Annotated in this window: 8 protein-coding genes; 6 read left to right on the forward strand and 2 right to left on the reverse strand. The window is 58.5% G+C overall.

The window, feature by feature from the left end; translation table 11 throughout:
• The first annotated feature begins 38 nt into the window (after positions 1–38).
• Both IBT54_RS16520 and IBT54_RS16525 read left to right on the forward strand, forming a co-directional pair.
• On the forward strand, positions 39–2186 hold the full coding sequence (locus IBT54_RS16520) for a bifunctional diguanylate cyclase/phosphodiesterase (RefSeq protein WP_201252485.1): 2148 nt from the start codon (positions 39–41) through the stop codon (positions 2184–2186).
• Between the two features lie 127 nt (positions 2187–2313).
• Positions 2314–3717 (forward strand): PLP-dependent aminotransferase family protein, encoded by a 1404-nt coding sequence (locus tag IBT54_RS16525; protein ID WP_110330884.1) that lies wholly within the window; start codon positions 2314–2316, stop codon positions 3715–3717.
• On the opposite strand, the gene IBT54_RS16530 is transcribed toward IBT54_RS16525, so the two are convergent.
• Positions 3714–4196 carry a YlaC family protein gene (locus tag IBT54_RS16530; protein WP_013359026.1) on the reverse strand — a complete coding sequence of 161 codons (483 nt, stop codon included), beginning with the start codon at positions 4194–4196 and terminating at the stop codon, positions 3714–3716. The two genes, IBT54_RS16525 and IBT54_RS16530, sit on opposite strands and share 4 nt — an antisense overlap.
• Before the next feature lie 331 nt (positions 4197–4527).
• Here IBT54_RS16530 and IBT54_RS16535 point away from each other — a divergent pair, with 331 nt between their 5' ends.
• Both IBT54_RS16535 and IBT54_RS16540 read left to right on the forward strand, forming a co-directional pair.
• Positions 4528–5139, forward strand: a complete 612-nt coding sequence (locus IBT54_RS16535) for a cupin domain-containing protein (RefSeq protein ID WP_201252486.1) — start codon at positions 4528–4530, stop codon at positions 5137–5139.
• 272 nt (positions 5140–5411) lie between these two features.
• Positions 5412–8261 carry a bifunctional diguanylate cyclase/phosphodiesterase gene (locus IBT54_RS16540; RefSeq protein ID WP_033784043.1) on the forward strand — a complete coding sequence of 950 codons (2850 nt, stop codon included), beginning with the start codon at positions 5412–5414 and terminating at the stop codon, positions 8259–8261.
• A gap of 11 nt (positions 8262–8272) precedes the next feature.
• Here the strand turns inward: IBT54_RS16540 and IBT54_RS16545 are convergent, their stop codons facing one another.
• A complete protein-coding gene (locus tag IBT54_RS16545) occupies positions 8273–9337 on the reverse strand; it encodes a LacI family DNA-binding transcriptional regulator (RefSeq protein ID WP_201252487.1) in 1065 nt (354 codons plus the stop codon).
• A 223-nt stretch (positions 9338–9560) separates the two neighbouring features.
• Here IBT54_RS16545 and IBT54_RS16550 point away from each other — a divergent pair, with 223 nt between their 5' ends.
• Together IBT54_RS16550 and IBT54_RS16555 are read left to right on the forward strand one after the other, a co-directional pair.
• The gene (locus tag IBT54_RS16550) at positions 9561–10871 is read left to right on the forward strand and encodes an MFS transporter (RefSeq protein WP_013359022.1); all 1311 of its coding nucleotides are present in this window, start codon (positions 9561–9563) and stop codon (positions 10869–10871) included.
• Positions 10872–10881: 10 nt separating this feature from the next.
• A complete protein-coding gene (locus IBT54_RS16555; protein ID WP_033784041.1) occupies positions 10882–13245 on the forward strand; it encodes a TIM-barrel domain-containing protein in 2364 nt (787 codons plus the stop codon).
• Positions 13246–13526: the final 281 nt, after the last annotated feature.

A 13526-nucleotide genomic window follows, 5' to 3' on the forward strand; every position in this document is an offset into this window, starting at 1 on the left:
CTGCCCAACCACCAGCACGGCTTTCGCGGGAATGCACTATGTTAGCAACCTCATACGACTCTTTTATCGTCATCGTCTCAGTTCTTGTCGCGATGCTGGCTTCGTTTACCGCCTTAGATATGGCGGGACGGGTGGTACATTCTACCGGCAAAGTGGCGCTGGTCTGGCTGTTCGGCGGCGGTTTCTCCATGGGTATTGGCATCTGGGCGATGCACTTTATCGGCATGCTGTCGATGAGCATGGAGATGGTCATGAGCTACAACGCCGGACTTACCGCCCTCTCCGCCGCCATTGCCGTCTGCGCGTCGATATTTGCACTGTGGCTGGTCTGCAGCAGTGGCGATCTGCCTTTGCCGCGCCTGGCGGGCGGCGCGCTGATCCTCGGCAGTGGTGTCGCGGCGATGCACTACACCGGCATGGCGGCGCTGATGTTCTCGCCCGGTATCGTCTGGCAATGGGGCTGGGTAGCGCTGTCGGTGGCGATTGCTCTGGCCGCTTCGGGCGCGGCGCTGTGGCTGGCGTTTAACCTGCGTGAGGGTCAGACCGGCCGGGTCACACTGCTGCGCATTGGCGCTTCGGTGGTGATGGGCTGTGCGATTGCAGGCATGCACTATACCGGCATGATGGCAGCAGAGTTTCCCACCCACAGTCATTCGGTCGGGCAGGGCGTTAACAGCAACTGGCTGGCGATTCTGGTCACGGTGGTCACCATTTCGATTCTGGGCATTACCCTGCTGGTCTCGATGCTGGATGCGCGGATGCAGGCGCGTACCTCGATTCTCGCCAGTTCGCTGGCTGAAGCGAATCGCGAGCTGGCTCAGCTGGCGCTGCACGATAACCTGACCCGGCTGCCGAACCGTATCCTGCTGGAGGATCGACTGGAGCAGGCGATCAACAAAGCGAACCGTGAGCAGACGCAGTTTGCCCTGATGTTTATGGATCTCGATGGGTTTAAGGCGGTTAACGACGCCTTCGGACATCACATTGGCGACAGTCTGCTGGTCGGTGTGACCGAGCGGATGAGTCAGCAGATGACCGGCTACTACACCCTGGCGCGGCTCGGTGGTGATGAGTTTGTGCTGCTGGTTGAGATAGACGATCCCAATGATGCAGCTGCCATCGCCGATAAACTGGTTAAAGCGGTGGATCGCCCGTTTGATATCTCACGCTATGAACTGGTGGTCTCACTGAGTCTGGGTATCGCCGTCTATCCCGGTGATGGCGTGGATGAGCGGGAACTGATGTTCAACGCCGATGCGGCGATGTACCACACCAAAAATAATGGCCGCAACGGCTACACCTTCTTCCAGCCCTCAATGAACATTCAGGCGCAGAGCCAGCTTCAGCTGAATAACGATCTCTGGCATGCGCTGGAGAACCACGAACTGCGCCTGTTCTATCAGCCAAAATATTGTGCGCCGCGCGGCCCGATCCTCGGTTTTGAGGCGTTGCTGCGCTGGCAGCATCCGAAGCGTGGCCTGCTGTCACCCGATAAATTCCTGCCGATGGCGGAAAAAACCGGCATGATTGTCAGCATCGGCAACTGGGTGATCCATGAAGCCTGTCGTCAGCTGCGGCAGTGGCATCTGCAGGGCCATCCGGACTGGTCGGTGGCGGTGAACCTGTCGGCGCTGCAGTTTGAACAATCGAATCTGGTAGAGACGGTGGTGGATGCGCTGGCAAAACATCAGATTCCGGCCGAACTGCTGACGCTGGAAGTGACGGAGACCACTGCGATGCGCGATCCCGATGAGAGCGTGCGTATTCTCACCGAGCTGACCCAGCTCGGCGTAAAAGCCTCGATTGATGACTTTGGTACCGGCTACTCCAGCCTGCTCTATCTGAAACGGCTGCCGGCCAGCGAGCTTAAGATCGACCGGGCCTTTGTGAATGAGCTGCAGCATCAGAAAGAAGATGCCACCATCGTGTCGGCGATTGTGGCGCTGGCGCAGTCGCTGCAGCTGAAAGTGGTGGCTGAAGGCGTTGAAACCGCTGAGCAGCAGGCCTTTCTGACCAGCCTGGGCTGCAATACGCTGCAGGGCTATCTGCTGGGCAAGCCGGTTCCTCCTGAGCGGGTGCCGGATCTGGCTAATTTTGTGGTGCCAGAAACGGAAGCGGCGATGGCAAATGTGAGCCCGATGACTGAGGCCGATCAGCCCCTGACGCCACAGGTGGCGGTGATCTGACGCGCCTGAGCAGCGCCGAATCAGCGTAATCGGAGACGATAAGCGATGCGCGCCGCCTGTCATTGGTCGCCGTGCGTGGTAAAGTCTCGCGGTCAGACGACTCGCGGTAAACAAGGAGAGGCGACCCGTGGCGAAATACCAGCGCTTGATGGATGAGATTCAGCAGCAGATAGAGGCCGGCATCTGGCTGCCGGGCACCCGATTACCGTCGCTGCGTCAGCAGGTCGCGCAGCAGGGGGTCAGCCTGATGACGGTACTGCATGCCTATGAACTGCTGGAAAGTCAGGGCTGGATCGTCTCGCGTCCACAGTCGGGTTACTACGTGGCACCGCGTGCCTTAGCGGCTGCACCGCTGAGTGTGGCGATCAGCGAGCAGGTCGATATCAACGACTTTGTGTTTGATGTACTGCAGGCCACGCGCGATCCCGCCATCGTGCCGTTTGGCTCTGCGTTCCCCGATCCGGCACTCTTTCCGCAGCGTCAGCTGATGCGCTCGCTGGCGAACGTCTCTCATCATCTGACCCCAACCGATGCGCTGCACAATCTGCCACCCGGCAACGCTACGCTGCGACAGCTGCTGGCGCAGCGCTATGCGCGTCAGGGCATCACCCTGTCGCCGGATGAAATTGTCATCACCAGCGGGGCACTGGAGGCGCTGAACCTCAGCCTGCAATCTCTGACCGAGCCTGGCGACTATGTGGTGATTGAGCAACCGAGTTTTTATGGCGCGCTGCAGGCGATTGAGCGGCTCAAGCTCAAGGCGCTGGCGATCCCGGTCGATGCAAAGCAGGGCATCGATCTCATCCAGCTGGAGGAGGCGCTGCAACGCTGGCCGGTAAAAGCCTGCTGGCTGATGACGACGCTGCAGAATCCGCTGAGCGTAACGTTAACGCCGGAGCGCAAACAGCAACTGGTGACGCTGCTGGCGCGTTATCAGGTGCCGATGATTGAAGATGATGTCTATGCCGAACTCTGGGCGGGTGAGGCTGCGCCGCTGCCCGCGAAGGCCTGGGATCGCCAGGGAAACGTGCTGCACTGTGGCTCGTTTTCCAAGTCGCTGGTGGCGGGTTTCCGCGTCGGCTGGGTGGCAGCGGGACAGCATGCGCAGCGCATTCAGCGCCTGCAGCTGATGAGCACGCTCTCGACCAGCGCACCGATGCAGCTGGCGCTGGCCGACTTTCTTGCCACGCGGCGTTACGACACCCATCTGAAGCGGCTGCGACAGATACTGGCGAAGCGACAGCAGATGGTGCGTCAGGCGCTGCTGAAGGTGCTGCCGCCGCAGGCGACGGTCAGCGAAGCGCGCGGCGGCTATTTTCTCTGGGTGACGTTGCCGGACAGCATCAATACTACCCGGCTCTACCAGCAGGCGCTGGCGCAGGGGATCAGTATTGCACCGGGGCAGTTGTTTTCGGCAGGTGAGCAGTTCAGTCACTGCTTCAGACTGAATACCGCCTGGCCGTGGGATAGCCGGGCCGAGGCGGCAATAGCAACGCTGGGTCAGTTAATGGCGCAACCGCAGGCGCATTAGACGCGTGCCGCTTCCTGGTGGCCCCAGGTCAGGTAGTAGACATCATAAAAGTCCACTTCCCCTTTTTGCGTCAGCAGACGCTGGATACCACTTTTCACCCGCTCCGGCGTTTCAGGCAGCGACAGAATGCGTGAGATAGCCTGTTCGCGCACCGGCTGAACGTAATACCACTCACCGTTGTAGCAGACACGCAGATCGAGCGCATCGATATCTTCAAAGCGATATTTCGGGTTGATATCAAGCAGCATCAGCACGCTCATCACCAGCACAAATGCGGTGGCAAACCAGAAGGCGGGCCAGCCGAGCATCTCGGTGGTGAAGATCAGCGCCACGCACAGGCCGTAGCAGAGATACATAACTGCCCAGAGGCCGGGATGGTTCTTCAGAAACGAGAGGCTAAAGCGCGGCAAATTGTCGCGACGTTCTTCGCGGTTAAGCGTGGCGATCTCGTCAATCAGGATTTGTTTAATAGCGTCCATTTGTTACCTCACTGTCATCTGTTAGCTATTACAACAAATAACAGTCAAGCATATCAGAAACAGATCTGTGCGATTTTTGTATAACAGTTTATCAAAAGAGTGTCCGGACATCAGGCTGCCGTATCTGCGTGCCGGGCCGCCTGACATTTTGCAACACTTTGCCGCAGTAAGAACCGCTATCTGCAGGCGTACAGGCACTATCTGGCCCTATTGTTAACGACACATTTGGCTTTAGTCAGCAATATCAGTCGATTATCTCAATTGTGTCGTCCGGCGCACATTGCATTGTGCTGCGGGTTTGCCACACTTAGAAAAAAACCGGAGAACCTGTATGCGTGCCTCATCCTCCAGTCTGTTATTAATGATGTCCTTTGCCGCGGGTACTTTTTCGGCCGGGGCCTCTGATAATCCTCAGCATCTGATGCTCGCCATCCCGTCGGGCGGCGTACCTAATAACCCGTTACCTCTGATTATCTGGCCGCGCGTGGTGCCGGAAGAGGAGGAGATCGCAGCGTGGTTTGAGAAAACTTTCGACGAAAACGGCTGGCCACCCGCCTGGCGCTATCCGATTTTCCCCTATACCCACTTCCATCCCAACACCCATGAAATGCTCGGGGTTGCGGAAGGCTGGGCGGAAGTGCTGTTTGGCGGCGACAGTGGCCGGATGGTCACCCTGCGCGCAGGCGATGCGGTGCTCATCCCGGCGGGTGTCGGTCATCGCCAGGTCAGCGCCAGCGAAGATTTTATGGTAATTGGTGCCTATCCGCACGGCATGTCGCCTGAGACGCTGCGCGACGAACCCGCGCAGCTGAAAATGGCGCAGGAGCAGGTGAAAAAAGTGCCGTTGCCGACACAGGATCCGTTCACCGGTAAAGAGGGCGCGTTAACCGAGATCTGGCAGCCGATTGCCTCGATGCATTTACAGCAACAGATGGACCTGTAAACGTCGTTTCTGCCGCGAAATGATTAAGCGCGAGCCAGTCTCGCGCTCTGACCTGGCTCGCTGTAAAACCTGCCTTAACGCCTGACCTCAGGCGCTTATCCCGATCATCACATCATTGAACATTTGCTCGCCGCTGCCGATAACTCCCCTGTTAAGATTAGTTATTCTTCTTAATACGCTTGTCTTCGCAGACCTTTTCCGCTTTAGTCTCGGCTCGCGATTAAGAACATTCCTAAGCCTTTACCGGGCTACCGATCAGCAGGCAAATAACAATGGATAATAACTCTGATGTCATGTATCGCATGCTGGTACAAAGCGTGATCGACTACGCGATCACCATGCTTAAACCGGACGGAACTGTCGCCAGCTGGAACGGCGGGGGTCTGCACGTCCTTGGTTACAGGCCAGACGAAATTATTGGACAGCACGCCGCCCTGTTTTACAACGACGAGGATCGCCGTCGCGGTCAGCCGCAGCGCGAACTCGATATCGCCGTCACCACCGGACGTTATGAAAACGAAGGCTGGCGCTGCCGCAAAGATGGCAGCAGCTTCTGGGCACACGTGGTCATCTATCCGATCCGCGACGAGACCGCTCAGCTGATAGGATTTGCTGCTGTCTGCCGTGACTGCACCCGGCAGCAGGAGCAGCAGCGCAAAGAGCGGGAGCAGGAGATGCGCTTCCGCCTGCTGGTGGAGGGCGTCACCGATTACGCCATCTACATGCTCGATCAGGACGGAAACGTAGTGAACTGGAACGCCGGCGCACAGCGGGCCAAAGGCTATGTGGCGGAAGAGATTGTTGGCCAGCATTTTTCCCGTTTCTACAGCGCGCAGGATCGACTCAATCATATCCCCAGCCAGAATCTGCAAACTGCGTATCGTACCGGCCGTTTTGAAGATGAGGGCTGGCGCTACCGCAAAGATGGCAGCGCGTTCTGGGCCCATGTGGTGATCGACACGATCCGTGACGATCAGGGTAAATTGCTGGGCTACGCCAAAATCACCCGTGACTGCACCGAACAGCAGCGTGTCCGCAGCGAGCAACGGGAACAGGAGCAGCGTTTTCGCCTGCTGGTAGAGGGCGTTACCGATTACGCCATCTATATGCTCGATGTCGACGGCGTGGTGGTCAACTGGAATGCCGGTGCCCAGCGCGCCAAAGGGTATAAAGCGGAAGAAGTAGTGGGTCAGCACTTCTCGCTGTTTTACAGCGCTCAGGAGCGACTGAACCGCACGCCGGAAGCCAACCTCGGTATCGCGCTGAAAACCGGCCGCTTTGAGGATGAAGGCTGGCGCTACCGTAAAGATGGCAGCGCGTTCTGGGCGCATGTGGTCATCGACGCGATCCATGATGATGACGGTAAGCTGATCGGTTTCGCCAAGATCACCCGCGACCGCACGGAAGGCCGTGAGCAGGAGCAGCAGATCCTGCGCGCCCGGGATCTGGCCGAAGCCCAGAGCACGCAGAAAACCGCCTTATCTAAATTCCTGGACAATATCATTGCTAATATTCCCTCCTGCGTGATTGTTGAAGATGCGATCACCCGCGAGATCCTGCTGGTGAATGACCGTACTCAGCAACTGTTTGGCCTGTCGAAAGCACTGATCGTCAACAAGCGTCCGCACGAATGCATGTCGCCTGAACTCAGTGACTATTTTAACAATCTGGCGGACGTTGCACTGCGTAGTGAGGGCATGCATGAGCGTGAGCAGTTACTGATGACCGCCAGCGGCGAACGCATTCTGCATACCCGCGCCACCGCGATTAATGGCCAGGATGCACGCCGCAACTACCTGATGCTGCTGGTGGAAGATGTCACCGACCAGCGTGCCGCCGATGCCCGTATTCACCATATGGCGCACCACGACAACCTGACCAGCCTGCCGAACCGCATTCTGTTCCGCCAGCGTCTGAGTGAGGCGTTGCGCACCGCGAATCAGACGCAGCGCCAGACCGCCGCGCTGTGCCTTGATCTGGATAACTTCAAAAATGTGAACGATGCGCTGGGCCATCAGATTGGCGATGAGCTGCTGCGCAGCGTGGCTAAACGTCTGCGTAACACGCTGCGCGATCAGGATACGCTGGCGCGCATCGGTGGCGATGAGTTCGCTATCGTGCTGCCCTCGGTCGCGAACAGTGAGGAGGCGAGCATTGTGGCGCAGCGTCTGATCGAGGCGATTCGTCCGCCGGTTAACGTTGAGGGGCATAATCTGTCGGTCGGGCTCAGCGTAGGCATTGCGCTCAGCACCACCATCACCAATACGCCGGAGCAGCTGCTGCGCTGTGCGGATATGGCGCTGTATGAAGCCAAGCGTAATGGCCGCAACCGCTATGAGCACTTTACGCTGGAGATGGATGATGTGGCGCGCAGCCGCCGCCTGATTGAAAACGATCTGCGCGATGCAATCAGCGGCGGGCATCTGCGGCTCTACTATCAGCCCATCACCAATGGCGATCATCGCACGATTATTGGCTATGAGGCGCTGATGCGCTGGCATCATCCGATCCGCGGGCTGATCATGCCCAACGACTTCATCCCGATTGCAGAAGAGACCGGCCTGATTCATATGCTGGGAGCTTTTGCGCTCTATGAAGCCTGTCGTGAAGCGGCGAGCTGGGAAGGGGAGCAGTCGGTCTCGGTCAACCTCTCACCGCTGCAGTTTAAAAACAGCTCGCTGGTGCCGGTGGTCGAAGGCGCGCTGAAAGAGTCGGGTCTCGATCCGGCGCGACTGGAAGTCGAGATCACCGAATCGGTGCTGCTGGATGACTCACTGGGGAATATCCGTACCCTGCAGAATCTCAAGGCGCTGGGCGTACAGATTGCGCTGGATGATTTCGGCACCGGCTATTCGTCGCTGAGCTATCTGCGATCCTTCCCGTTCGACAAAATCAAAATCGACAAATCGTTTATCAACGATATGGGCGACAGCCGCGAGGCGCTGGCGATTATCCGCGCGATTACCGGCATGAGCCGCAGTCTGGATATCCAGATTACCGCTGAAGGCGTGGAGAGCGATGAGCAGTTCGCGAAGCTGCGCGATGAGGGCTGTACGCTGTTCCAGGGCTTCCTGTTCGGACGGCCTCAGCCGTCGGAATTGCGACTGAAAACGCTGGATTAATCAGCACCGGGTTAATCATAAAGGCCATGCTGCTGAACCGGCGCATGGCTGAGATTATCGCGGATGCGGCGCACCGACTCGCGCACCACCAGCCTGCCATTCAGCAGCAGGCTGCCATTGGGTGTGCCGGGATTCAGCCGCATCTCCTGCAGCATTCTGACTGCTGCGGCGCCCAGCTCATCACGTGGCACCTGCACCGAGGTCAGCGGAATGTCGTGGATAGCGGCCAGGTTAAACCCGTCCATGCTCATTACTGAGATATCCTGCGGCACCCGCAACCCGGCCTGCTCCAGCGCGGTGACGGCACCTGCGGCGATGTAATCCCCGCTGGCGAGAATCGCGGTCGGGCGCAGCGCGTCAGGACAGTGGCGCAGATATTCCCCCAGCCGTTCCGCCGCCTCATTGCTGCTGAAGCTGTTCAGGGTCAGCAGATGCTGGCGGCTGTCAAAGCGCAGATTCATGGCGTGCCAGGCGTCACGTACGCCCTGTAAGCGCTGCTCCATGGTGTAGCGGCGCAGGCAGTGCAGCGACAGGATCTGCCGGTGTCCCTGCTCAAACAGATAGCGCGCGGAGAATTCCCCAATCAGCTGATGATGTGGTGAGACCGAGGGCAGGCGCATACGGCGATCGCGGGCGTTAATCAGTACGCAGGGTTTGTTCATCTCCGCCGCCAGCTGATGAATATGCTCATCATCAATGCCGATCAGCAGGGCGGCTTCGGTCTGCTGCATCTTATCGATAAACAGCGCGGCATTACTCTCCACCTCTTCCAGCGGGCAGTAGCGCAGCCGCACCTCATGTGGCTCCACCGCCTGGCTGATCCCCTGAATCACCTTGTAGTAGAAAATGTCGCTGCGTACGTCAAAGGCGCGCGGCGGGGCAAAGACCATCAGGTTATTCAGCAGCAGGCGACCGCTGTGCAGGTTATCCAGCACGCCCTGCTGCTGCGCCACGGCCAGCACTTTGTCCCGCGTCGCGGGCCGGGTGTTCGCTTTCCCCGCCAGCACCCGCGATACCGTGCTGATAGAGACCCCGCTCAGCGCCGCAATCTCACCGATTTTCAGCCTTTGTTTCATTCTGTGATCGCCTTCAAATCTGCCAATGAAAAATTTTTCATAGCCTGCTGAATCGCGTCAGATAAGCGTTTCAGAGCCATTTTCTGTCGGTATCAAGCCTGCCATGAAAAGCGTTGCAAAAAAGTGGCTGTACCCACGTTTCGCACTTTTCTAAGTTCGATAAAAGGACACGCGGTACGCCAGCAGGCGGTGTGCGTCATCAATGGCAATCAGGAGTGGCACAATGAGCCTCGAATCAACAACGAAACCCATCAGTGCATCACGCACGGTGCGCGTGATTAAAAATTTGCGCTGGTGGATGCTGGGAATGTTTTTGCTGGGTGTAACCGTCAACTACATCACCCGTAACTCCCTCGGCATTCTGGCACCGGAACTGAAAACCAGTCTGAACATGACCACCGAACAGTATTCGTGGGTCGTAGCCGCATTTCAGCTCGCCTATACCCTGTTTCAGCCGATTTGCGGCTGGCTGATCGATGTAATCGGACTGAAGATGGGCTTCCTGATCTGCGCGCTGATCTGGTCGGTAACCTGTCTGCTGCATGCCGGTGCGGGAAGCTGGCTGCATCTGGCGCTGCTGCGTTTTGTCATGGGCGCTTCCGAAGCGGCGGCCACGCCCGCTAACGCCAAAGCGATCGGTGACTGGTTTCCGAAAAAGGAGCGTCCGGTTGCGGCGGGCTGGGCGGGTGTCGGCTTTTCGATTGGTGCGATGCTGGCACCACCGATTATCTATGTTGCCCACATTACCTTTGGCTGGCAGGGCGCATTTCTGCTGACCGGCGGCCTGGGCCTGCTGTGGGTGGGACTCTGGTGGTGGGGCTATCACTCGCCGGAGAGCCATCCCCGTCTTTCCGATGATGAACGCGCCTTTATTAACCAGGACAACGAGGCGATGGGTGAAAAGCTGCCGTTCTTCACCGCGCTGAAAGTGATTGGTAAAGAGAAGAAATTCTACGGCATCGCCATTCCAGCCTTTCTGGCTGAACCCGCCTGGGCGGTGCTGAGCTTCTGGGTGCCACTCTATCTTGCCAACGAGCGCGGCATGGATCTTAAGCAGATCGTCATGTTCGCCTGGCTGCCGTTTCTGGCCGCCGACCTCGGCAGCGTCGCCAGCGGCTATCTCACCAGAATCTATGTGCGCTGGTTTGGTATGACCCGCGTGAATTCCATTGTCGCCAGTTCCGTCACCGGTGCGCTGCTGATGGTGTCGCTGGCGCTGATGACGCTGGTGAAAGATCCCTGGCTGGCTATCGCCCTGATCTCCGTCGGCGGCTTCGGTCATCAGGTGATCTCCTGCATGCTGAGTGCGCTGGTGGTGGAGCGCTTTGATCGCCGGCAGATGGCCACCGTTAACGGCATGCGCGGCTCCTGCGCCTGGATCGCCAGCTTTATCTTCTCGCTGATTATCGGTGTTACCGCCGATACCATCGGCTTTAATCCGCTGTTTGTGGCGATGGGCTTCTTTGACCTGATTGGTGCCGTTTTCCTGGTGATGCTGATCGCCGAACGCCGCCAGCGCCCTGCTAACCCATAAGGATATCGCGATGAAAACCCTGAAGAACTGGACGCTGCATCAGCAGGCCGATCACTTTGTTGAACTCAAGGTCGACGCTCGACATTTCCTGCGACTTTACGTGCTGGAAGAGAAGCTGGTGCGCGTGCTGCTGAAGCGCGACGGCGAGCTGGCGCTGAACCGCACCTGGAGCATTGCGCCAGAGCACGATGTGCCCTGGCAGGGACGTGACCGTGAGGCGCTGGATGGCTTTACGCTGCCCGCGTTTCAGGTGGAGCATGATGCGCAGCAACTGCGCATCAGCACCCGACAGCTGCGGGTCACCGTGCATCAGCCGCTCTGCCTGAGCTGGGAGCAGTTTGATGGTGAGAGCTGGCAGCCGCTGACCGCCGATCGTCACACCGGTGCCTATCTGCTCAATGCCCACGGCGATGGCGTCGAGCACTATCAGCGTCGTCAGCCGCAGGATCGGGTGTATGGTCTGGGCGAGAAGAGCGGCGACCTGAACCGCGTTAACCGGCGTTTCGAAATGCGTAATCTCGACGCGATGGGCTATAACGCCGCCAGCACCGATCCGCTCTATAAACATATTCCGTTTACCCTGACGCAGCGCGATGGCGTCAGCTTCGGCCTGTTTTATGACAACCTCAGCAGCAGCTGGCTCGATCTGGGTAACGAGCTGGATAACTACCATCTGCCTTATCGCCGTTACCGTGCCGAGGCGGGCGATCTCGATTACTATATGATGCTCGGCCCGACGCTGCTCGACGTCACCAAAGCTTTTGTCCGTCTGACCGGGCGTACGCTGTTTCAGCCGAAGTGGAGCCTGGGCTACAGCGGTTCGACCATGCACTACACTGACGCGCCCGACGCACAGCAGCAGCTGCAATCCTTTATCCGCCTGTGTCGCGAGCATGAAATCCCCTGCGACTCGTTCCAGCTCTCTTCCGGTTATACCTCGATCAATAACAAGCGCTATGTTTTCAACTGGAACTACGACAAAGTCCCGAACCCCAACGCGCTGAGCGACGCATTTCACACTGCCGGAATGAAGCTGGCGGCCAACATCAAGCCCTGTCTGCTGCAGGATCATCCGCGCTACCAGGAAGTGGCGACGCAGGGGCTGTTTATTCGTGACTCTGAGTTCGATCGTCCCGAGCGTTCGGTGTTCTGGGATGATGAGGGATCGCACCTTGATTTCACCCATCCGCAAGCGGTGCGCTGGTGGCAGGAGAATGTCACGCAGCAGCTGCTGGAGAAAGGCATCGATTCCACCTGGAACGATAACAACGAATATGAAGTGTGGGATGGTGAGGCGCGCTGTCACGGTTTTGGTCAGCCGATCGCCATCAAGCATATCCGGCCGGTGATGCCGCTGCTGATGATGCGCGCCTCGATGGAAGCGCAGCAGCAGTTTGCGCCAGACAAACGCCCCTATCTGATCTCCCGTTCCGGCTGTGCCGGGATGCAGCGCTATGTGCAGACCTGGAGCGGCGATAACCGTACCAGCTGGCAGACCCTGCGCTATAACATCCGCATGGGGCTGGGAATGAGTCTCTCCGGGCTGTTTAACGTCGGACACGATGTCGGCGGCTTCTCTGGCGACAAGCCGGACGCTGAATTGTTTGTGCGCTGGGTTCAGAATGGCGTGATGCATCCGCGCTTTACCATCCACTCGTGGAATGACGATCACACGGTGAACGAGCCGTGGATGTACCCGGACGTGACACCGATGATCCGCGAAGCGATCCGCCTGCGTTATCGTCTGATGCCTTATCTCTACAACCTGGCATGGCAGGCGAGCGTGGAAGATGAGCCAATGCTGCGTCCGACCTTCCTCGACCATGAGCAGGATCCGCTGACGTATGAGGAGTGTGATGACTTTATGCTGGGCCGCGATCTGCTGGTCGCCAGCGTCGTGGAGCAGGGCGCGCGCAGTCGGAAAGTCTATCTGCCACGTAACCAGGGCGGCTGGTATGACTGGCACAGCGGCAAAGCGTTTGCGGGCGGCGAGACCATCACCCTTGATGCGCCGCTGGATCGGCTGCCGCTGCTGGTGCGGGCGGGTGCGGTGATCCCGCTGGGTGAGTGCGAAACCACCACCGATGCGCGGCGCGATACTGTGCGGCAGTGGCAGCTGTGGCCGGCACCGGAAGGCGTAACAACTCAGGGCGAAATGTTTGACGATGACGGTGAGAGTCACGGCTGGCAGCAGGGCAACGCGCTGTGGCTGAGCTGGACGTTGTGCAGCAGCGCCAGCCGAATCGACCTGACGGTAGAAAAACGCGGCGATTATCAACCTGCCTGGCGGGAGATCGCGCTGTTACTGCCTGCGGGTGAACGTCGTGAGCTGTGGGTAAATGGCGAGAAAGCGGCGAGTTACCGGCTGGGATAGCGGTGTTGAGGAGGCAGTGAAGAAAAGTCCGGCCCCGAAGCGGGGGCCGTTAAGGGCAACAGCAAAATCGGACCTGCTTCGCTGTGAGATCGTGCTTGAGCAGGAAATACGGTCAGATCGGAAAGACGCAAAAGCCGTCATCCATGACACGCTCGACCCGCGCGATTACGCACCTCATCCCTGAGGTGCGCCCCTGGCCGGGCCAACGCGTTGCGTTGTTCAAAAACGCTCCCGGCATTTTTTGTCCATGGCGTGGGACGCTTTCCTCCTCTGACCGTATT

It is taken from the genome of Pantoea sp. S62 (assembly GCF_016658625.1).
Classification (GTDB): Bacteria; Pseudomonadota; Gammaproteobacteria; order Enterobacterales; family Enterobacteriaceae; genus Pantoea; species Pantoea vagans.